The sequence below is a fragment of the Paenibacillus gyeongsangnamensis genome, from assembly GCF_027533625.1.
In the GTDB taxonomy this organism is placed as follows: Bacteria; Bacillota; Bacilli; order Paenibacillales; family NBRC-103111; genus Paenibacillus_G; species Paenibacillus_G gyeongsangnamensis.
On record NZ_JAQAGZ010000005.1, the window covers coordinates 65,433 to 88,478 of the forward strand.

General features: G+C 34.4%; 21 protein-coding genes. All 21 read left to right on the forward strand.

Annotated elements, in window-relative coordinates; genetic code table 11:
• Positions 1–119 precede the first annotated feature (119 nt).
• Complete coding sequence (locus tag O9H85_RS08960) at positions 120–1,403, forward strand: glycosyltransferase (protein WP_269880992.1); 1,284 nt, start codon at positions 120–122, stop codon at positions 1,401–1,403.
• Between the two features lie 47 nt (positions 1,404–1,450).
• On the forward strand, positions 1,451–2,191 hold the full coding sequence (locus tag O9H85_RS08965) for a sugar phosphate nucleotidyltransferase (RefSeq protein ID WP_269880993.1): 741 nt from the start codon (positions 1,451–1,453) through the stop codon (positions 2,189–2,191).
• Between the two features lie 18 nt (positions 2,192–2,209).
• Complete coding sequence (gene rfbC, locus O9H85_RS08970) at positions 2,210–2,758, forward strand: dTDP-4-dehydrorhamnose 3,5-epimerase (RefSeq protein WP_269880994.1); 549 nt, start codon at positions 2,210–2,212, stop codon at positions 2,756–2,758.
• 15 nt (positions 2,759–2,773) lie between these two features.
• Positions 2,774–3,796, forward strand: a complete 1,023-nt coding sequence (rfbB, locus tag O9H85_RS08975) for a dTDP-glucose 4,6-dehydratase (protein WP_269880995.1) — start codon at positions 2,774–2,776, stop codon at positions 3,794–3,796.
• Entirely contained in the window at positions 3,793–4,644 is an 852-nt protein-coding gene (rfbD, locus tag O9H85_RS08980; RefSeq protein WP_269880996.1) for a dTDP-4-dehydrorhamnose reductase, read from the forward strand. The genes rfbB and rfbD overlap by 4 nt, the downstream gene beginning before the upstream one ends.
• Positions 4,645–4,646: 2 nt before the next feature.
• A complete protein-coding gene (locus O9H85_RS08985; protein WP_269880997.1) occupies positions 4,647–5,600 on the forward strand; it encodes a glycosyltransferase family 2 protein in 954 nt (317 codons plus the stop codon).
• Between the two features lie 70 nt (positions 5,601–5,670).
• Positions 5,671–6,537, forward strand: coding sequence for a glycosyltransferase family 2 protein (locus O9H85_RS08990; protein WP_269880998.1), 867 nt, complete (start codon positions 5,671–5,673; stop codon positions 6,535–6,537).
• A gap of 4 nt (positions 6,538–6,541) precedes the next feature.
• Positions 6,542–7,948: an undecaprenyl-phosphate glucose phosphotransferase gene (locus O9H85_RS08995; RefSeq protein WP_269880999.1), complete on the forward strand. Its 1,407-nt coding sequence runs from the start codon at positions 6,542–6,544 to the stop codon at positions 7,946–7,948.
• 146 nt (positions 7,949–8,094) lie between these two features.
• Positions 8,095–9,171 (forward strand): mannose-1-phosphate guanylyltransferase, encoded by a 1,077-nt coding sequence (locus O9H85_RS09000; protein ID WP_269881000.1) that lies wholly within the window; start codon positions 8,095–8,097, stop codon positions 9,169–9,171.
• A gap of 26 nt (positions 9,172–9,197) precedes the next feature.
• Positions 9,198–10,163: a GDP-mannose 4,6-dehydratase gene (gmd, locus tag O9H85_RS09005; RefSeq protein ID WP_269881001.1), complete on the forward strand. Its 966-nt coding sequence runs from the start codon at positions 9,198–9,200 to the stop codon at positions 10,161–10,163.
• A gap of 29 nt (positions 10,164–10,192) precedes the next feature.
• On the forward strand, positions 10,193–11,137 hold the full coding sequence (locus O9H85_RS09010) for a GDP-mannose 4,6-dehydratase (RefSeq protein ID WP_269881002.1): 945 nt from the start codon (positions 10,193–10,195) through the stop codon (positions 11,135–11,137).
• A complete protein-coding gene (locus O9H85_RS09015) occupies positions 11,137–11,910 on the forward strand; it encodes an ABC transporter permease (RefSeq protein WP_269881003.1) in 774 nt (257 codons plus the stop codon). Before O9H85_RS09010 ends, O9H85_RS09015 begins: the two co-directional genes overlap by 1 nt.
• Before the next feature lie 15 nt (positions 11,911–11,925).
• Positions 11,926–13,194: an ABC transporter ATP-binding protein gene (locus O9H85_RS09020; RefSeq protein WP_269881004.1), complete on the forward strand. Its 1,269-nt coding sequence runs from the start codon at positions 11,926–11,928 to the stop codon at positions 13,192–13,194.
• A gap of 21 nt (positions 13,195–13,215) precedes the next feature.
• Positions 13,216–14,433, forward strand: coding sequence for a class I SAM-dependent methyltransferase (locus tag O9H85_RS09025; protein ID WP_269881005.1), 1,218 nt, complete (start codon positions 13,216–13,218; stop codon positions 14,431–14,433).
• Positions 14,434–14,445: 12 nt separating this feature from the next.
• Positions 14,446–15,495 (forward strand): glycosyltransferase family 4 protein, encoded by a 1,050-nt coding sequence (locus O9H85_RS09030; protein ID WP_269881006.1) that lies wholly within the window; start codon positions 14,446–14,448, stop codon positions 15,493–15,495.
• A gap of 23 nt (positions 15,496–15,518) precedes the next feature.
• Entirely contained in the window at positions 15,519–16,889 is a 1,371-nt protein-coding gene (locus O9H85_RS09035) for a glycosyltransferase family 4 protein (protein ID WP_269881007.1), read from the forward strand.
• Positions 16,886–19,084: a hypothetical protein gene (locus O9H85_RS09040; RefSeq protein ID WP_269881008.1), complete on the forward strand. Its 2,199-nt coding sequence runs from the start codon at positions 16,886–16,888 to the stop codon at positions 19,082–19,084. Before O9H85_RS09035 ends, O9H85_RS09040 begins: the two co-directional genes overlap by 4 nt.
• Positions 19,085–19,102: 18 nt before the next feature.
• Positions 19,103–20,098 carry a lysylphosphatidylglycerol synthase transmembrane domain-containing protein gene (locus O9H85_RS09045; protein WP_269881009.1) on the forward strand — a complete coding sequence of 332 codons (996 nt, stop codon included), beginning with the start codon at positions 19,103–19,105 and terminating at the stop codon, positions 20,096–20,098.
• 2 nt (positions 20,099–20,100) lie between these two features.
• Positions 20,101–21,096 carry a glycosyltransferase family 2 protein gene (locus O9H85_RS09050; protein WP_269881010.1) on the forward strand — a complete coding sequence of 332 codons (996 nt, stop codon included), beginning with the start codon at positions 20,101–20,103 and terminating at the stop codon, positions 21,094–21,096.
• Entirely contained in the window at positions 21,086–21,904 is an 819-nt protein-coding gene (rfbF, locus tag O9H85_RS09055) for a glucose-1-phosphate cytidylyltransferase (RefSeq protein ID WP_409348121.1), read from the forward strand. Before O9H85_RS09050 ends, rfbF begins: the two co-directional genes overlap by 11 nt.
• On the forward strand, positions 21,894–22,997 hold the full coding sequence (gene rfbG, locus O9H85_RS09060) for a CDP-glucose 4,6-dehydratase (protein WP_269881011.1): 1,104 nt from the start codon (positions 21,894–21,896) through the stop codon (positions 22,995–22,997). Before rfbF ends, rfbG begins: the two co-directional genes overlap by 11 nt.
• The last annotated feature ends 49 nt before the right edge of the window (positions 22,998–23,046 follow it).

A 23,046-nucleotide genomic window follows, 5' to 3' on the forward strand; every position in this document is an offset into this window, starting at 1 on the left:
AAAGATGATTATGATCAAAAAAGGAATAAATTTGGAATAGTAGTTTTTATAAATGAACTTTGTTAGAATGATTAGGACAATTTTCACAAAATAAGTGGCGGAAATGAATTCTGCAAAATATGGTGGTGTTTACAATAAAGTCTCAAATTTATAAGCTTCTTTATAAAATGGCTGTAAAATTCAAAGTTTTAATAATTCCTTTTGTCCCTCAAACGGCAAGAACGGCAATCAAAAAAAGGATACTGAAGCAGGCATATCCTATAGCTGGGCAGCAAAAAACAAACAACTCTTCTCACTGGGCCGGCAATGGTATTAACTTAATTGGATATGCTCGAGCGGAAATGGGAATAGGAGAATCTTGCAGAATCGCTGCTAAAAGTCTATCTGCTGCTGAAATTCCTTTTGGCATCATTAATTTTACCGGCACGAACAGTGCGAGAATGAGCGATACCTCTTGGATGCATAAAGAAGTAACAAGTCCTGCATTTAATATAAATTTATTTCATATTAATGCAGAGCAAATGATGGAAGTGTACGCTCAGTATGGCAGTGATATCTTCCAGAACAGATACAATATCGGTTACTGGCATTGGGAGTTGCCGGACTTCCCTGATGAGTGGGTTGACAGCTTCGAGCTGATAAATGAAGTATGGGTTCCTTCTGCATTCGTTGCAGATTCCATTTCAATGAAAAGCCCGGTTCCGGTAGTGAAAATTCCTCATTCCATACAAGTTAATCATTTTACTAAGCGGGATAGGAGTTACTTTAATTTACCGGAACAAAGTTTTTTATTTCTTACGATGTATGATGTAAAGAGCTACCAGGAACGAAAAAACCCTCTTGCCGCCATTGAGGCGTTTAAAAAAGCATTCCGTCCGGATGATATGAGTGTAGGTTTGGTCATTAAGGTTAATACGTTGAAAGCTAATTTGGAAGAGCTTGATTTATTAACAGGCTTAATTTCGGATTATAAAAATATATATACAATAAAGCAAATCCTTAGCCGTGAAGATACGAACGCTCTTATTGAAGCTACCGACAGTTATATTTCCTTGCACCGTAGTGAAGGGTTTGGACTTGGGTTGGCAGAAGCTATGTATCTTGGCAAACCGGTTATTGGCACAAATTGGTCATCTAATACCGATTTTATGAACCAAAACAATTCTTGCGTTGTAAATTATAAATTGATACCTGTTGGTACTGATCATGGTCCGTATAAGGCTTATCAACATTGGGCCAATCCGGATGTGGAGCATGCAGGAAGCTTCATGAAGCGGCTAGTAACGGATCGAGAGTTTTGCATTAGGGTCGCAGCAAACGGTCAGGAAACCATAAAGCAAGATTTTTCACCTTCCGCTATCGGGGAGCTAATAAAGAAAAGATTGAAGTATATCCGATTATAACTCAATTTATAAACTTAATAGTTATTCATCCATAAGGAGGCTCCATCTTGAAAGGAATCATTTTAGCCGGAGGTACGGGCTCAAGACTATACCCTTTAACAAAAGTAACGAACAAGCATTTGTTGCCGGTAGGGAAATACCCAATGATATTCCATTCCATTTCAAAATTAAAAGAAGCCGGAATCTGTGACATTTTAGTAGTGACTGGAAAAGAACACATGGGGGATGTCGTAGGTTTATTAGGCAGCGGAAGAGAATTGGGAGTCGATTTTACTTTTAAAGTGCAGGATGAGGCCAGTGGAATTGCACATGCGCTTGGTCTTGCTGAGCATTTTGTAGGCGACGATAAAATGGTCGTTCTTCTAGGGGATAATGTGTTTTCGGATAGCATCGTTACTTTTGTAAATGAATACAAAGAGCGTTCCAGCGGCGCTAGTATTCTTATTAAAGAGGTTCATGACCCTCAGAGATATGGTGTACCCGAATTGTCAGGTTCTCGAATCCTATCGATTGAAGAAAAGCCAGCCGTGCCTAAGAGCAGTTATGCGGTTACCGGTATTTATATGTTTGACAGAACGGTTTTCGAGATTATTAAGACGTTACATCCTTCCGTCAGAGGGGAACTCGAGATAACGGATGTTAACAACGCATATATTGCCAGAAATGAGATGGCCTACGATATCTTAGGGGGATGGTGGACGGATGCCGGTACCCATGCTTCCTTAAAAAAAGCGAACGAACTGGCGCAGTCCATCACGCTGTCAGAAGAATTCGGGATAATAAAATAAGTTAGAAGGTGGACTAGGGTGAAGACACTTGAAACGGCTTTATCCGGTGTATTTCTTATCGAGCCGAAGGTTCATGCGGATTCCCGAGGTTATTTTATAGAAAGCTATAACTCCCGCACTTTTCAGGAACATGGAATATCGCATTCCTTTGTTCAAGACAATCATTCTCTTTCGGTAGAGGCGGGTACGATTCGCGGGTTGCATTATCAGAATAGTCCAAAGTCTCAGACTAAACTGATTCGTGTTCTTACCGGTGCCATATGTGATGTTGTTGTCGACATTCGCAAATCCTCACCGACTTTCGGCAAATGGATCAGTGTTATTCTCAGTGAGGCTAATCAACGCCAGCTCCTTATTCCCAAGGGATTTGCACATGGATTCTGCACAATTGCAGCAAATACACAAATTTTTTATAAAGTAGACGAGTTTTATTCACCGGAGCACGATAGAGGGATTATATGGAATGATCCGTCGATAGGTATTGATTGGCCGGTATCTAATCCAATCCTTTCGGATAAAGATCAGAGGCTTCCGTTACTGCAGGATGCGGACATTCATTTTGAATAAACAGGAGGGGTGTTCTTGAGGCTGTTAGTTACTGGAGGAGCTGGATTTATCGGGAGTAATTTTATCCATCATATGATCTCGAGTTACAGCGACTATGAAATCATAAACCTGGATGCGCTAACTTACGCCGGGAATTTAGAAAACCTTACTTCTATTCAAGATAATCCAAAGTATACCTTTATTAAGGGCGATATAACGGATCGAAAGCTAGTCGATACAATATTTCAAATGAGTCCGGATTATGTAATTCATTTTGCTGCGGAATCGCACGTTGACCGCAGCATTTTAGACCCGGGTATTTTCGTGCAAACGAATGTGACGGGTACCCAAGTTCTTTTAGAAGCAGCGCGCAAATACAATATTAAGAAATTTGTGCACGTTTCGACCGATGAGGTGTATGGTACTTTAGGGGAAACTGGCTTATTTTCAGAAAACACCCCCCTCTCCCCAAACAGCCCATATTCAGCGAGTAAAGCAGGAGCTGATATGCTGGTGCGCGCATATCACGAAACGTATGGGATCAATGTCAACATAACGAGATGTTCTAACAATTATGGTCCATATCAATTCCCGGAGAAGCTTATCCCTCTCATGATCGCCAATGCGTTCGAGGAAAAGCCGCTCCCTGTATATGGAGACGGATTGAATGTTCGTGACTGGCTTCACGTGGAGGATCACTGTAGAGCAATTGATTTGGTCCTTCATGCTGGGAGAAGCGGAGAGATCTATAATGTTGGCGGCAAAAATGAACGTACGAATCTGCAAATCGTCAAGGCAATATTGCAAGAATTGAATAAGCCTGAATCTCTCATCTCCTTTGTACAGGATCGTCCTGGACATGATCGTCGCTATGCCATAGATGCCCAGAAGATCACGACTGAGCTTAGTTGGAGACCTCAATTCACTTTTGAATCGGGCATAAGATCAACTATAAATTGGTATTTGAATCATAAGGATTGGTGGAATCGCATCCGATCTGGAACTTATCGGGAATATTACATGACACAATACGCTAATCGATTGGGTGAAAACCTATGAAAATATTGGTTACTGGAGCGGCCGGGCAGTTGGGGCACGATGTCATAAAATTGTTTGGAGAGAATAACGAACTTTCCGTTATTGGTCTAGATCGACAACAATTGGATGTAACCTCGGTTGAGGATTGCGAAGCTATCCTAAATTCTGTTCGTCCCGATGTAATTATCCATTGCGCCGCGTACACTGCAGTAGACCAGGCTGAGAAAGAAGAGGATCTTGCTTATTCCGTAAATGCATTCGGAGCGCGTAATTTAGCCGTAGTTGCGGAGAAAATCGGAGCGAAAATTTGTTACATTAGTACAGATTACGTCTTTGACGGCACAAAGAATGTCCCTTATAAAGAATATGATAGGAAAGAACCAATCAACGTTTACGGGCATTCCAAGCATGCAGGAGAGGAACTCGTCAGCAGTTTGTCCTCCCGATATTTCATTGTCCGTACTTCATGGGTGTACGGATCTCATGGCCATAATTTTGTTAAAACGATGTTGAAGCTTGCTCTAGAAAAAGGTCAATTGAAGGTGGTGGATGACCAATTCGGTTCGCCCACTTATACAAAGGACCTGGCTAAATTTTTGCTTGCATTAATAAAGACCGAGCAGTTTGGGATTTATCATGCAACAAATACCGGGAGTTGCTCCTGGTTTGAATTCGCTAAAGCCATCATGGAAGAAAAGAAATTGAATGTTTCAGTAGAACCTTGTTCTTCGAAAGAGTATCCTAGACCCGCTCCGCGTCCTGCATATTCAGTAATGGATCATCAAGCGATACGAAGTAATCGGTTAGAGGATCTAAGGCCCTGGAGGGACGCTTTAAAAGAATTTCTTTGTGAGTTAGGAAGCCTTTAAATATGAGAAAAGTAAGTGTTCATATCGTAACCTTTAATAGTTCAGCTTATATACGTAACTGTCTAAATGCTGTCCTACAACAAAACTATCCGATAGATCAAATCATTGTTATTGACAATAACTCTCATGACGAAACGTTGTCTATACTTGCAGAATTTAAAAATAACATTCATCTTATAGTTAATAAGGAGAATGTCGGTTTCGCACCAGCACATAATCAAGCTTTTCGTCTTACTGAGAGTGAGTACTCGTTGGTATTAAATCCTGACGTAACTCTGCATCCGGATTATGTATTGAACTTGCTTAAGTTTGTTGAGGACAATCTAGATAAGAAAATCGGCAGTATGACAGGCAAGCTTCTATTAAGCCAATCGCCAGACCGGATCGACAGTACAGGTTTAAAAATGACAAAAGCCAGGAGAGCTTTTGACCGGGGAGCTGGTCAGTCTGCCGATGTATGGACCAAACAAGATGAAGTATTCGGAGTTTCCGGTGCGGCAGCCCTGTATTTGCGCCAAATGATTGAGGATGTAAGCATAGAAGGCTCCTTCTTTGATGATGATTTTTTTGCTTACAAAGAAGATGTAGATGTTGCGTGGAGAGCTCAAATCATGGGGTGGACTGCATACTTTTGTCCTGATGCTATCGCATATCATGAACGGGGTTGGAAAAAAGAATCAAGACATCAAATTCCAGTAATCATCCGTAGATATTCTTACATCAATCGTTATAAAATGATCGTAAAGAATGATCACTGGTTATATATTTTAAGAGATTTTCCATTTATATTGGCTTACGAAATTCAAAGTTTGGTGTATTTCATCATCAAGGAGCCTTCCGTCTTGGGTGCATGGGGAAGCTTTTGGAGAAGCTTATCTCGATTGCTTTACAAGAGAAGGTTGATTCAATCCAAAAAAAAATCAAATAACCGACGTTTGTTTACATTTTTTGAATAATTACTTTGTCATCTTTTTGAAAATATTTCATGGTATAATAGTCACATCATGTCTAAAGTTGGAGATCATTATGGACTTAAGTATCATTATCATTAATTATAATACCTGTGAGTTAACGCTAAACTGCCTCAAATCTGTGTTTGAATCCGAAACATCGTATTCATATGAGGTTATTCTTGTGGATAATGCTTCCAAGGATGCTTCGATAGAAAAGATTCCAAAACAGTATCCAGCTGTTCGATTCCTCGCCAACAAGGATAATTTAGGATACTCCAAAGCAAATAATCAAGGAATTATGATGGCTGAAGGTCGATATGTCCTTCTTCTAAACTCAGATACGATAATTCAACCGGATTCAATTCAAACCATGATTCATTTCATGGATTCAAACCCCAACGTAGGTGCAGCAGGCTGCAAAATCGTATTGCCTGACGGGAGCTTGGATAAGGCGTGCAGGAGAGGGTTTCCTACCCCTTCAGCATCCTTTTATTACGCTTCCGGGATAGCAAGAAGATTCCCTAAGAATCCTAGATTTAATCAGTATCAATTGACACATCTGGATCCTGATCAAGATTATCCTGTAGATTGCTTAGTCGGAGCCTTTATGATGGTTCGTAAGGCAGCTATTGATCAAGCGGGACTTCTGGATGAAGAGTTTTTCATGTACGGAGAGGATATTGATTGGTGCTATCGCATTAAACAGGCAGGATGGGATATTTACTATTACCCTAAAACACAAATCATTCATTATAAAGGTGCAAGCAGCAGACGAAAGCCTCTCAAAATTATTTATGAATTTCATCGCGCCATGTTTCTATTTCATAGGAAGCATTATCGGGATAAGTATTTTTTTCTAATCAATTGGATGGTATATCTCGGTATTTTAGTTAAGCTCAGCGCATCTATTTTGTTAAACCGATTCGGGTCAGTGAGGTGAGAACATGATAAGACGAAGCCAAAGTTTTTTATCCCAATTTTATGCTCTTACCGACTTTGTGTGTATCCAAATCGTTTTCTTACTCTCCTGGTGGTTAAAGTTTAAAAGCGGTTGGATACCCAATGATGAAACATTACCGATCGAGACTTATGCTTTATGGAGCTTAGTTTATGGCGCCGTAGCGATATTTCTTGGCTATTTTTATAACTTTTATACACCCAAGAGGAAAAAGAAGTTTTCCTACGAACTGTTTATCATTGTCCAAGTATACAGTATAAGCTTGTTAATCCTACTAAGCTTCTTATTTATTTTTAAGGAATTAAACCTTTCCCGTTCCTATTTACTGCTTTATTTAGTAAATAATATTCTAGCCATCAGTTTTTATCGATTCATTTTGAAGACTTCATTGAAACGTCTGAGAGAAAAAGGTTACAATCGCCAGTTCGTATTAATTTTGGGTGCTGGTACTTTAGGGAAAAGATTTTTTGCTAACCTAGTGCAGCATCCCGAATTGGGATATGAAGTCGTGGGTTTTCTTGACGATAACTTGGCCGCCCATGAAATGAATCATCAGAAATATAAACCTATTATCGGGCGGATTGATGATCTTGAGTCAATCATTAATACCATGTTAATTGATGAGGTTATCATCGCGCTTCCCTTACATGCTTACCAGAAATACGGCAAAATCATAAATACTTGCGAAAAAGCAGGCGTAAAAACACTCATTATACCGGATTTCTTTGACTATTTGCCATCAAGACCCTATTTCGATAACTTCGCAGGTATTCCTTTAATCAATGTTAGGGATATACCGTTAGATGAATTCAGGAACCGATTCTTGAAGAGAGCCTTTGATATTATTTTTTCCTTAATCGCCATAATTATTACTTCACCCTTGCTGATCCTTATTGCAATCGGAATTAAGTTAACTTCGCCAGGGGAAATCATATTCAAACAGGAACGGGTAGGCTTAAATCGGCGGCATTTCAAGATGTATAAGTTCCGTTCCATGAGGGTTCAAACGGAGGAGACATCCAATACTCAATGGACGACCGAGAATGACCCCCGCAAGACCAAATTCGGGTCGTTCCTTAGAAAAACAAGCTTGGATGAGCTGCCTCAATTCTTTAATGTGCTTTTTGGCCATATGAGTGTGGTTGGCCCGCGGCCGGAGCGTCCTTACTTTGTAGAGCAATTTAAAGAAGAAATTCCTAAATACATGGTGAAGCATCATATTCGTCCGGGTATTACCGGATGGGCTCAATCCAATGGTTTTCGTGGAGATACTTCTATCGAAGAACGGATAAAACACGATATTTTCTACATTGAGAACTGGAGCTTTATTTTTGATATTAAAATCATTTGGATGACTATCATGAATGGGTTTGTTAATAAAAACGCTTATTAATGAATTTCGTGAGATGTATCGTACTTTAGTTGTGTAACCAAAAATTTGTAAATCATTGCCTTGTCGTATTTTAGTACGTTATAATAAGATAGTTGTCATATAATAGAGAAATTTGTAATGTGTTTGTTTCTAGGAGGAGCTACAATATGACTATTACAGCGGTGATTATGGCTGGCGGGAAGGGTGAACGATTTTGGCCGAAGAGCCGGACTCATTTGCCCAAGCAGTTCCTGAATATTTCAGGGAATAAATCTATGATTCAACAAACCATTGCTAGACTCGAGAATTTAATAGATATTAGTCAAATATTTATTGTGACTAATGAGCTTTATGCCGAACTGATTCGAGCTCAAATCCCACATCTTCCGCATGACAATATTATTATTGAGCCGATTGGTCGGAATACAGCACCCTGTGTCGGTTTGGCATCCATACTTATCGAAGAGAAATTTCCACATAGCACAATGGTAGTGTTGCCTTCTGACCACATTATTGAGAATGAAGAAGGCTTTATCAGGATACTTAAAACCGCTGTAGAGGTTGCCCAAGAGGACAGTCACTTGGTTACTCTCGGAATTCAGCCAACTTATCCGGAAACGGGTTATGGTTATATTGAGAGCACTAAAGAAATTAATAAAGTGAATGACTTGGATGTTCATAAAGTGAACAAGTTCGTTGAAAAGCCAAATCTAGAAACAGCAGAAGGATACCTATCTTCCGGAAATTACTTCTGGAACAGCGGTATTTTTATCTGGAAAACTGCTGTTATAAGAAAGTATATTAAAGAGCTAATGCCTGAGATGCACGATGTTCTGGAAACAATGAAAGCTGCATTTGGCACAGATCAGAAAAGGAACGTAATTAATTCAGAGTTTCACAAAATGCCTGACCAATCGATCGATTACGGAATCATGGAAAAAGTTAACAATATCTATGTGATACCATGTATTTTTGGCTGGGATGATGTAGGAAGTTGGACCGCGCTTGATCGCATTAACGATCGAGATGGGAATGGAAATGTGATTAAAGGAAACATACTTAATATTGATACCAAACGATGCATTATTGAGAGTAATGGAAAACTCATTGCTACCTTGGGAATCGAAGATCTAATCATCGTTGATACTGAAGATGTTACTTTGATTTGTACTAAAGATAAGGCTCAAGAAGTCAAATTGTTACTTAAAGAATTGAGAACCCAAAAGCTTGAACATTACTTATAATATACATTTCATTGAAGGAGATTATCATGACTAAAAAAGCACTGGTTACTGGTATTACAGGACAAGACGGATCTTACTTAGCAGAATTGTTATTATCTAAAGGATACAAAGTCTACGGACTTCGTAGAAGAACAAGCGTGCCGATTTTGGAGAACATTGAACATATCAAAAACGAGATCGAATTTATTGAAGGAGATTTGTTGGATCAAGGTTCACTAATAAATGCAATAAAAGTATCTAATCCGGATGAAGTTTATAACTTGGCTGCTCAATCCTTTGTAGGGACTTCCTGGGGGCAACCAGTCCTCACCGGTCAATCTACTGGTATTGGTGTAACGAATATACTAGAAGCTGTACGTTTGGCTAAACCCGAAGCAAGATTCTATCAAGCATCCAGCAGCGAGATGTTCGGTAAAGTAGTGGAAACACCCCAGAAAGAAACGACACCGTTTTACCCAAGAAGTCCTTACGGAGTAGCGAAAGTTTATGGTCACTGGATTACCGTAAACTATCGTGAAAGCTTCGATATGTTTGCTTGCTCTGGTATATTGTTTAATCATGAATCTCCACGCCGCGGCGTTGAATTTGTTACCCGAAAAGTTACTGATGCAGCTGCCAGAATTAAGTTGGGTCTTCAAAAAGAACTCCGCATGGGGAACTTAGATGCCAAACGAGATTGGGGCTTTGCTGGTGATTACGTGAAGGCTATGTGGCTTATGCTTCAACAAGAAACGCCTGATGATTATGTTATTTCCACAGGTGAGACGCATACAGTTGAAGAATTAGTTGAGATTGCATTTGGACATGTTGGATTGAACTGGAGAGATTACGTAGTTATTGATCCTAAATTTGTTAGACCGGCTGAAGTGGATCTCTTGTTAGGTGATTGTACCAAAGCTAAAGAGAAACTTGGTTGGAAGCTTGAAGTAGGTTTTGAACAGTTGATAACAATGATGGTTGAGAGTGATTTAAAAAAACTACAAGGGCTTTAAAGTAGCATCCTAAAAAGGAGTCTTGCTAAATGAAAGCTCTAATTACTGGAATTAATGGTTTTGTTGGGAGATATTTGGCTGAGCATTTAATTACTCTAGGATTTGAAGTGAGTGGAACTACAAGAAGTAGTTCCACTATGATCAATTCGCATAAAGTTAATATTATTAATAATGATTTATCTAGTATAAAGGCGATTACAGAATTATTAAACATAACAAAACCGGATCATATCTATCATCTTGCAGGACAAAGCAATGTTAGATACTCTTGGGACAACATTGAAGAGACCTTTCAAACAAACACAATTAAAACTATAAATTTATTAGAAGCTATAAAATTAAGTACCATTTGTAAAAATACAAAAATTTTAACAGTAGGGTCATCTGAAGAATATGGCCCTACCACTACTTTACCTGTAGATGAGGAAACTATCCTTCAACCAAGCAATCCCTACGGCTTATCCAAATCTTCACTTTTCATGATTGGGAAACTTTATTATCATTCTTTTGGATTGCAAATTATACATGCAAGACCGTTTAATCATATTGGACCATTTCAATCACTTGGTTTTGTTACTGCAGATTTTGCTAAGCAAGTTGTAGATATTGAGAAAGGTATACAATCTCCATTAATTAAAGTTGGTAATTTGAATTCACAAAGAGATTTTACAGATGTAAGGGATATTGTTATTGCTTATTATGATTTATTAGCTGACGGCGAATTTGGACAAGTATATAACATTTGTTCCAGCAAACCTGTCTTAATAAGAGATATATTAAAGTATTTAATAAGTCAATGCACAAGAAATATTGAAGTACAAATAGATGAAACAAAATTTCGACCAGTAGATATCCCCATTTACATCGGGTCAAACGAAAAAATAAGAAAAAAAGTCGGATGGTCACCAAAAATCTCAATTGAAGAAAGTTTAGATGATATTTTAGATTACTGGAGAAAGAAGTTATTAAGGTGATGAATAAATTTAAAGAACTTTATAGTTATAAGGAAATGATTATAAATTTAACCCTATATGATTTAAGAACACGATACAAAGGCTCAGTATTTGGATTTCTTTGGACATTCTTAAATCCATTGCTATTGTTGGGGATTTACTCATTGGTTTTTTCAACGGTCATGAGAATGGATATTGATTATTATTATATATTTATGTTTATTGGTTTGCTTCCATGGATTATGTTCCAGTCATCACTACAAGTTGGGACTGGGAGTATTGTAAGGAATAGTAATCTTATAAAAAAAATATATTTTCCTAGAGAAGTATTACCGCTATCTGTACTACTAGGAAGCTTGATCAATTATTTATTTGGATTAATAATTCTCATACCTTTTTTATTTTTCCTCAAACTAAAGTTAAGTATAATTATTATTTGGTTTCCAATTGTTTTATTAATTCACTTAATTCTGACCTTCGGTTTAATACTACTTTTCTCATCACTAAATGTGTATTTCAGAGATGTTGAACATATTATAGGTGTGCTAGTCACAGCATGGTTTTATTTTACACCAGTTATTTACCCATCTGATTTAATTCCAAAAAAATATGAGCATATTTTTAGTCTAAATCCATTAAAACCGATTTTCGATTTGTATCATGATTTATTTTATTATGGAAGAGTACCTGTACTAAATACAGTATGGATATGTCTACTAGTGGCTATCATTTTTTTTTCATTAGGATGGATAGTATTTGCAAAATTGAACAAAAATTTTGCTGAAGAAATATGAATGAGGCGATCATATATGATTGTTATTGAAACATTTAATGTAACAAAAGACTTCAGAATAATTGATGATAAACCGAAAACGTTAAAGGATAAGATTTTACGTATCAATAAAAAAGCAGAAAAAAAAATATTTCGTGCATTAGATAATGTAAGTGTCTCAATTCAAGAGGGAGACGTAGTCGGCTTAGTTGGAAGAAATGGATCAGGAAAAAGCACCCTTTTGAAGCTATTTAGCAGAATCATATTTCCAACTGAGGGTTCGATAAATATAAAGGGCAGAGTATGTAGTTTGCTGGAGCTGGGAGCGGGATTTCATCCTGATTTTAATGGTATTGAAAATATATATATGAATGCTTCTTTGTTTGGATTGAGCAAAAAAGATATTACTGAGAAGTTAGACGACATTATAGGATTTTCGGAACTTGGTGAATTTATTTATCGACCAATAAGGACCTATTCATCAGGTATGTATATGAGACTTGCTTTTTCTGTGGCCATTTCAGTTGACCCGGATATTTTATTAATAGACGAAGTTTTAGCAGTTGGAGACTCAGCGTTTCAACAAAAATGTATTAACCGAATATCGGAACTAAAAAGTCTAGGTAAAACCATCGTTATCGTAACTCATGATCATTCCATAGTTGAGAAACTTTGTAATTATTCAATATGGCTTAAGAACGGTGTTGTAAAAGCGGAAGGTCATCCTAAAGAAGTGATAATACAGTATTTAAACGACTTAGCTGATGAAGAAAATAATCGATTGAATCAAGAAGAAGACATTAGTGTAACAACCCTAAGTAATACCCCAATCAATGAAAATCAAGACTTTCCTGTGAGTGAATTATCCATTGATGCATCAGTGGATCGATGGGGAAACAAGAAGGTTAGAATTCATGAAATTAATTTACTAAATAAACAAGGTGAGAAAAAAAGGAATTTTCGTACTGGAGAAAGTTTAATAATTGAAATGAATTATGAGATTATGTCTAATAACAAAAATATTTCTTTTGGAATTGGATTATTTAGAAATGACGGATTGTGTTGTTATGGTACGAATACAGATGTTGATAAGATAGATTGTTCCAAAATATCAACAAATGGAATTGTAAAATTTATTGTTGACTCTTGCGAGTTTCTTCCAGGAGAATATTGGCTTGATGTTGCTGTTCATAGTAAAGAGGGGGAACCTTATGATTATATTGTCAAGGCAAAAAAATTTATGTTCTTTTCTGAGAGAAATGATATCGGCGTGATGAGAGTAGATCACAAATGGGAAATAACATAATTATGGAAAACAGGTGATTTTATGTTTCAGAAAGATTTCAAAGAAAGATTTAAATTAAAAATTAACCAAAATAAAAAGAAAGAAATAAATAATAACAATAGATTATTTAATTTTCATATTCAAGATTACACTCAGTTAGAAAGAGAAATTAGTCAAAATAACTTAACTTGGAATATTCCTGTGAGTGAACCAATTACTTCTCATAGAAAGTTTATTGGTCCCTCTTTAGTTTTCATAAAGAAAGTTATAAGAAAAATACTATACTGGCTTGTAACTAAACCGTTCTTGCAGCAGAGAGAATTCAATGCTTCAATTACAAGATCTTTAAATGAATTATATAGAGATAATAAGTCTTTTAACAATCATTATAATAATCAATTAGATAGTTTAAATCAAATATATAATAAAATAATTGATTTAGAAAATAAAATAAATTACAAAATAGAGGAATATAATCAATCGTTTTTTAACATTGGACAGATCCTCAAAGATTATAAAATTAATGAAAGTATAGAACAAAGATTATCATCCATAGAAAATAAATATAGCGAAAAAGAAAAAGATGAAGATTTCAATATTAATTATGTTGAATTCGAGGATAGATTTAGGGGTAATGAGGCCAATATTAAAGAAGAGCAAGTAGAAGTGTATCTTCCATTTATCCCTAATGGTGCAAAAATATTAGATGTTGGGTGTGGAAGAGGAGAATTAATAAGTGCAATGCAAGAAAGAGGGTTTGTTACAACGGGAATAGATTTAAATTCTGATATGATTGATCATTTAAAAAATAAAGGTTTAAATGTACATCATATGGATGCAATTCAATTTCTAAAGGAAACAAATGAGAATTTTGATGCAATAATATCTTTGCATGTAATTGAACATCTTAAGCCGGGTCAAATTTTGGAACTAGTAAGAACTGCATATGAAAACTTAAATAAGGACGGAGTTCTTATTTTGGAAACACCTAATCCTGAATGTCTATATAATTTAGCATTTGGATTTACTATTGACATGACTCATATAAAACCAGTTCATGCTTACACTTTAAGATTTATTCTGGAAGAGGTAGGTTTCACCGATATAAAAGTAAAGCATCTTAAACCAGTTGACGATAAAGTAAAATTGGAATATGTTGATGAACATATTGAGCAAAATAAAATATTTAATAAAAACATGGAGAAAATCAATACTTTATTATATAGCTATCAAAACTATGCAATTATAGGGAAAAAGTAGGGGGTATTTAACTTGTTTAACCGAAAAAAAAGAATTGCTATTTGCGCAGCTCAAATACCTTTTAATTATGGCGGTGCAGAAATCCTAGTAGAAGAATTAAATAACCAGCTAAATATGAGAGGTTATCAATCTGAAATAATCAATGTTCCTTTTAAATGGTATCCTAAAGAACAATTAATAGATAATGCTCTTCAATGGAAAATGGTTGATTTAACTGAAAGCAATGGAGAAAAAATAGATCAAGTTATTTGCACAAAATATCCTACCTATGTAATAAATCATCCTAATAAAGTTGTTTGGTTATTCCATCAACATAGACCTGTATATGATCTTCTTGATACACCATATACTGAATTTTCAAAAACAGGTAATGATCTAAAAATAATTAACCATATTAGACAAATTGATAATAGGACTTTAGCTGAAGCTAAGAAAATTTATTGTATTTCAGAAAATGTTAGAAATCGCTTGAAAGAGTATAATGGTATAGAAAGTGAAGTCCTATATCCACCAACCAAATTGGATGGCTCTTATAAAGAAGGTAATTTTGAAAAATATATCTTTTCGGCTGGACGGCTTGATCCATTAAAAAGAGTGGAGCTTTTAATTCAAGCTCTAAAATTTATTAATAAAGAGTATAAATTAGTTATTGCAGGTAAAGGAAAGCATGAGGAAAAGTTAAGAGATTTAGTGGTAAAAGAGGGTGTAGAAGATAGAGTTAAATTTTCAGGATTTGTAAATGATGAAACTCTAATAAATTATTACTCTAATGCAAGTATGATTTTCTTTGCACCCAAAGATGAAGATTATGGTTTCATTACAATTGAAGCTTTTAAAAGTGGGAAGCCGGTAATCACAACAAATGATTCTGGTGGAGTTCTAGAATTTGTTCGTCACAATGGGAATGGTCTTGTATGTAACCCAAACTCTAGAGAGATTGCTGACAATATTAATAATTTAATTGAAAATCAAGAAAAGCTATTCCAACTCGGAAAAAAAGGAATCGAGACAGTTAAATATATCAATTGGGATCATACAATCAAAAGCTTGGTTATAGAATAGACAAAATATGAGGTGAACAAAGCTTGAAAGTAGCAATCTTCACTCCTTTATCTCCACAAAAAACAGGAATTTCCGATTATAATCAGGAGTTAATTCCTGTTCTCTCAAATCATTTAGATATCGACATCTTTGTTGATAATTTCCAACCTACCGATTCGAATATTAATTCAAATTACAAAATACATTCAATTGATAGTTTCAACCAAGAAATTTACCAAAGCTACGACGAAGTAATTTATCATATTGGTAATAATTCGAAATATCATGAAAATATTTATCTTACTGCTCTTAAATACCCGGGTGTTGTGGTACTACATGATTATGCGCTCCATCATTTAATAGCTCAGTTAACAGTCGGAAGAAATAATTGGGATAAGTATGTTAATGAAATGGAATATAATTATGGTCCAGAGGGAGTTCATTTTGCAAGAGAATCACAAATGGGTAAGCGAAAGGTTATGTGGGAAACTGAACATACGTTACAATATCCTGCAAATAAAAGAATAATCGATTCTTCCAAAGGAATTATTGTACATTCTCAATATGCATATAATGAAATTCTGAGAATAAAAAATGATGCATATGTTCAAGTAGCACCGTTGTTTACCGAAGATATAGAATTAATTACAGAATCCGAAAAGAAATCTCTAAGAGAAAAATACAGTATACCTCAAGATGTGTTGATTTTTGCATCATTTGGTTTCGTATCTAGAGCTAAGAGAATTCATTTAGTGTTAGATGCAATAAGTGAATTAATGAATAAATATAAAAATTTTTTGTATTTAATTGTTGGTGAAGACGAAAAGAATGTGTATGAAGTAAGTAAAATGATCCGGGAACAAAAATTGGAATCACATGTTAAGTATATAGGATTTGTTACTCTTGATGAATTTAAAGATTATATTAAATTATCTGATGTTTGTATAAATTTAAGATACCCTACTCAAGGCGAAACATCTGCAAGTCTATTGAGGATTTTGGGATTTGGTAAACCAGTAATAGTTAGTAATGTGGGTACCTTTATTGAATTACCAGATGAATGTTCAATTAAAATTTCAGTTGGTGATGAGAATATTGAAAGAAAAGAAATTTCTAACTCAATTGAAAAATTATTAACAGATGAAAATTTATTAAATAAAATGGGCGATTACGGATATAGACTTGTAAAAGAAGAACATAATATTCAAGTAACAGCTGATAGGTACCTTGATGTTTTAGGGAATCTATTCAACAGTAATGTCTATAAAGATAAAGCTAGATATTTTTATACTTATATTGATTCCTTTGCAGACAAATATTCTTCCTTACTAGAAGAAGATGAAATTTTAATAAATAGATATTCAAATATATTCGATGAGCTTTTCTCTCAAAAAATTGAAAGGGAAATAGTATGATCAACATAGGGTATTATATTGGAATTTTATTTATTATATTTTCATCCGGAATTTGGTTGTCTTACATTTTCGGCAAAAGTATTTTCAAAAATAATAAATTAATTTTAGCATTTTTGTTAGGCTTTTTATGGTTAATTCTATTTTCTTCTTGGTCAAGCTACGCAGGGTTTTCATTTGTTAAAAGTTGCTATTATTTATTAGGTATCTCTTGTTTACTGAGCTTAATAACTTTAATTATAGAATATCGGAATAGGACTCTTCATAATTGGTTATTAACGAAGCATACAGCCATAGTTCTGTTTTTGTCTTTTTTGTCTGGAATAATAGTTTTAAGTCCAATGCTAATATTTAAAGCTTTTAATCCTTACGTTGACGCCTTCACCTATCTTTCTATTTCTGATTACTTACTTACACACAGCTATTTTGATCCAGCTCAGCCGGATGCGAATAGCCCTTGGTTAACTCAAATGAAAATGTACCAAGTCATGGGTTACCGGATGGGGGCTCAGTTTTTCCTTTCATTTATTGCTTCTATTTATAATAGACATTTTTCATTAGATGTTTACGTACCAGTTCTTGCTGTCGGGCAATTCATGCTAGTGCTTGCAATTTGGCTATTTAATAAATATGTATTAAAACTAGCTAATGCTGCTCTTATAATAATTGTTATTTTTACTTCATTCCATATTGGTATTCCTATTCAGAATTCTTTATTTGGTTTCTTTCCTCAGTCTTATGGAATGGTAGTTATTATGTTAGTGTTCACTTTTATGACAGTAGCTTTAACTAATAAGACAAATTCATTACAAAATATATTATTAAGCTCTTTATCCATAGCTGTATTAATTATTACTTATAATGAATTGGTGCCTTTTGCATTCTTAAGTTTGAGTATTATTTTGATATATCTTTCAATTAAGCAAAAAAATGTTAAAAGCTTACTTTTGAAAAGCAGTGTTGTAATTGTTATCACAATAATATTTAGTAATATTGCCTTGGTTAAAGCTATACAATCAGTAAAGCATCAATTATCTGCTGTTGTAGGATGGCAAATTGATTATACGTTATGGGATTATGTTGAACTAGTTCTATCTCTTCATCCTATAATGTATGAAGCGGCATTTTATAATAAATATCCTTTTTTAAATGTTATACTTTCAATCTTCACAATTTTAATAGTTGTCTTGATAATAAAAGGATTTACTGAGGGCAAATATAAAAAAGAACTACTATATCTTATTTGTTTATCTTCTTCCTTTTTGTTGGTTTTATTTTACTTTACATATATAGCACATAACCCATGGAATACGCAATTGAGAGGTCATTCTTGGAGTATATATAAAACCGTACAATACTTATTTGTACTTATACCTTCTGTGATTGGTTTAGGCTTATATGGGTCATTTAATAGATCCTCAATCACAAAGAGATTAATTCCCTTGTACGGATTGATCTTCATAACTCTAAGTATGGTTATAACTTATTATTACGACTATGTTAATACTGATCAAATGAGAAATTTTACTGGAAATAAAGAAAACCCGATAAGTGAGTATTATAAATTAAACGAAAAGCTAAAAAATGAAGAGAAACCTATTAATATAATAATGCCTGATAATCTAGAAAAACATAAGGAAATGGTCTTATATATTCTTAGGGACCATGTTCTAGTTAGTGATTGGTCAAAGGACATCTACCTTAATTCTATGCTAGATTCAAAAGATTTGACCCCCCAACTACGGAAAGATGGAGTAACTCTTGTGTATAAACCTAATACACAGACAGGCGCGGCAAATATGGAGATTTTGGGGAAAAGCATATACTTAGATATCGTATCAGGTGTACATGGTTTAGAAACAAATGAAAAACAAAGCTGGTATTGGAGTAATGGGAATGTTTATGTAAAAGCATATAATCCTTATTCTACAATTAAAACATTAAACTTATCTTTTTCAATTGGACTCCCACCTAATATAAAAGAAGATAAAGAAATTGAATTACTATATAATAATAATCTTGTTCAAAAAATAAAAATATCAGCTAGTCAAACTAATTCATATAATATTGACATTCCTCTCGATTCAGGAGAGGGAAATATAATCTTTAAGTATTTAGGTGATGTAGTAAAAGTTGAAGGTGATCCAAGAGTTTTTGGATTTAGTTTGGTTAATTTCCAATACTCCACAAAAAATTAATAAACGAGGAACTAAAAAGTGAAAAAAATTCAATTATTTGTTGGGATATTGGTTAGCATTATATTGGTCTATTTCGTAGTAAAGGGAATTAATTTTGTCGATGTTTGGAAAGTCATTATTAGTTTAAATTATTTAATATTAATTCCAGCAGTTATTATTCAAATTCTTAGTTATTGGGTTAGAAGTATGAGATGGGCGATTATTCTAAAAAACATAAAGAAGGTGAGAGTTAACAATTTATTTCCAGTTATTTGTATAAGCTATATGGCTAATAATCTATTGCCGCTTAGAATTGGAGAATTCGTAAGAGCTTATTTAATGGGGAAGAAAGAAAAAATTAGTGCTACTGCAGTTTTTTCAACTGTAATCTTAGAAAGAATATACGACGGAATCACATTGCTCTTGTTTTTAGGAGTAACTGCTATTGTATATCCTTTCCCAAATTGGGTTAAGCAAATTGGATTAGTTACAACTTTATTCTTTTTTTGTGCCCTAGGATTCATCTTTTGTTTGGTGTTATTTAAAGAAAGAACAATAGCTTTTATCAACTTGTTTACAAAGTATCTTCCTAGTAATTACAACAAAAGCATTAAAGGAATCATTGAAAAATTTATTGATGGCTTTGATATTATAAAAAACAAAAAAAATTTTGTTCCAATAGCTGTTTATTCTATAGTAATATGGTCTATGGAAGCTTGCTTATTTTATGCACTAGCAAAGGCTTTTGATTTTAATGGAGCAATTTATTTAGCGTTCTTTACTTTAGTTGTTGTTAATCTAGGCATAATGATCCCTTCTTCCCCTGGGTATGTTGGTACTTTTGAATATTTTATTACAAAAGCATTAAGTGTATTTGGCATAACAAAGGAAATTTCCCTTAGTTACGCTCTTGTTTTAAGGGTATTTCAATACTTGCCTATTACAATAATAGGATTCTTATTCTTACTTAAAGAGGGTATCTCTATAACTCAATTAACTAAGATGAGTGAAGTTGAAAATGGGAGAGAAGCATAAAAATGTCAAAAGGGATTGTTTCGGTTGTTGTGCCTGTATATAATGAAGAATTAAATATTAGGCCCATGTATGAAAGAATTTATAATACTTTTCAAAAATGTAACTATGATTTTGAAATCCTATATGTTGATAATTGTAGTAAAGATAATACCGTACAAGAAATTAGAAAGTTAAATGAGCTCGACTCAAGAGTTATGGGTATTACGATGGCTCGGAACTTTGGTAGTTCACAACCCAGCACTATGGCAGGAATACATCATGCAAATGGCGATGCTGTTGTCATCATTGATGGTGACATTCAAGACCCTCCTGAGTTAATCCTCGAGTTCATCAAAAAATGGGAAGAGGGGTTTGAGGTTGTTTATGGTGTAAGAACTAAAAGAAAAGGATCAATACTAAGACGATTTGGATATAAGTTGTTTTATAGAGTATTTAAGAAAATGTCATATATAGAAATGCCTTTAGATGCTGGTGACTTTGGGCTTATTGATAGAGTAGTTATCGATGAAATCAAGAAATTAAAGGAAAATGAAATATTCTTTAGAGGAATAAGGTCTTGGGTGGGATATAAGCAAATAGGTGTAGAGTACATAAGAGATGATAGACATTTAGGGAAAACTAGCATACCTTTTTTTGCAAATTTTAAGTGGGCAAAGATGGGTATATATAATTTTTCGTATAAGCCCCTAGAATGGATATCTACACTATCCCTAATCCTTACATTGGTTTCGCTATTAGGGATTATATATTATATCGTACTTCATTTTGTTTATCCTGAGACACCGTATGGTTTTTCTACAATAATTGTATTAATTTTATTTTTAGGAGCTATTCAATTATTGTCACTTAGTATTATTGGAGAATATATTGCAAGAATATTTAATGAAGTAAAGGGAAGACCTAGATATATTGTTAGAGAATTAATTACAAAGCAACCAAAAATTAATCATATACATGAGGTAGCAGCAACTACAGAGGAGGATAAAAATGAATTATAGAGATATTCCAGTTGTTTTATTATGTGGAGGTAAAGGTACAAGAATTAAGGAAATGACTGAAACAATACCTAAACCCATGGTTAGAATCGGAGAGAAACCTATCATGTGGCATATCATGAAAGGCTATTCTCACCATGGTTTTAATAATTTTGTTATTTGTTTAGGTTTTAAAGGACATGTTATAAAAGAATTCTTTTTAAATTATGAATGTATGAATAGCGATTTTACAGTAGATCTGGGGAAAAAAGATAACATAAGCTTACATAATTCACACGATGAAAATAGTTGGAAAGTAACTCTGGCTAATACCGGAGAAGAAGCTATGACAGGTTCAAGAATTAAGCAAATACAAAAATATATTCAATCGGATATCTTCATGCTTACGTATGGCGATGGAGTTTGTAATGTGGATATTAACAGATTATTAGACTTCCATCTTTCCCATGGTAAAATTGGAACTGTTACTGGAGTTCGCCCACCTTCTAGATTCGGTGAATTGTTGGTTGAAGGCGATTTGGTTAGAAGTTTTAGTGAAAAGCCACAAACTTCTGAAGGAAGAATAAATGGTGGATTCTTTATTTTTAATAAAGAAGTATTTAATTATGTAACAGAAGCCGAAAATTGTATTTTTGAGAGAGAACCTCTTGAACAATTGGCAATTGATGGCGAATTAATGATGTACCAACATGATGATTTCTGGCAATGTATGGATACTGTAAGAGATATGCAACTTCTTGAGAAATTATGGCAGGAGAAGAAAGCTCCTTGGAAAAAGTGGGGAAATAAGGTGACTGCAGATGTATTTTAATGATTTCTACAGAAATAAAAAAGTTCTTATTACAGGGCATACTGGATTTAAAGGTTCATGGCTAGCAATATGGCTAAAAGAACTAGGTGCAAATGTAGTTGGGTATGCACTTGATCCCTATACAGAGAAAGATAATTATGTTTTGGCTGGTCTTCAAAATGAAATGGTCGATATTCGCGGTGATATAAAAGATTTAGCAAAACTAGAATCTGTATTTCAACAGTATAAACCTGAAATCGTGTTTCATTTAGCTGCGCAACCGTTAGTCCGATTATCCTACGAATCTCCTAGGGAGACCTTTGAGGATAATGTAATGGGTACGGTAAATGTTCTTGAATGCGTGAGAAAGAGTAAATCAGTTAAAATTGTTGTTAATATAACAAGTGATAAATGTTACGATAACAAAGAATGGATTTGGGGTTATAAAGAAACGGATGCTATGGGTGGATACGATCCATACAGTGCCTCAAAAGGATGTTCAGAATTAGTCGTTAATGCATACATTAATTCATTCTTTAATCCGGAAAATTATGATTCCCACCAAAAAGCAGTTGTATCAGTTCGTGCAGGTAATGTTATAGGTGGAGGAGATTGGTCAAAGGATAGGATCATTCCTGATTGCATAAGATCAATTGAGAAGAAGACAGCGATCCAGGTGAGAAGTCCTTACTCGGTTCGACCATGGCAACATGTTCTGGAACCTTTAAGCGGTTATCTATGGTTAGGAGCTCAATTAACAAATGATCCTAAGAAATATATAGGTAATTGGAACTTTGGGCCAACCAATGACGCTATTATTTCAGTAAAAGAAGTGGTAACAAAGATTCTTGAAAATTTTCCGGCTGGTGAATGGGAAGATGTTTCATCTCCAAACCAACCACATGAAGCAAGACTTCTAAACCTAGATTGTAGTAAAGCTCATTTTATTTTAAACTGGAAGCCTTCGATGAGTGTAGAAAAATGTATTAAACTAACTTGCGATTGGTATAAAGAATATACTAATGAAAATGTATATCAACTATGTAAAAAACAAATCAATTCTTACACGAGTTGTGCTGTAGAAAGAAATATTGCATGGACATTTTCTAAATAATAAATATTTAGGGAGGCTTAAACTAATGTTTAGGTCTCCTATCTCTTAA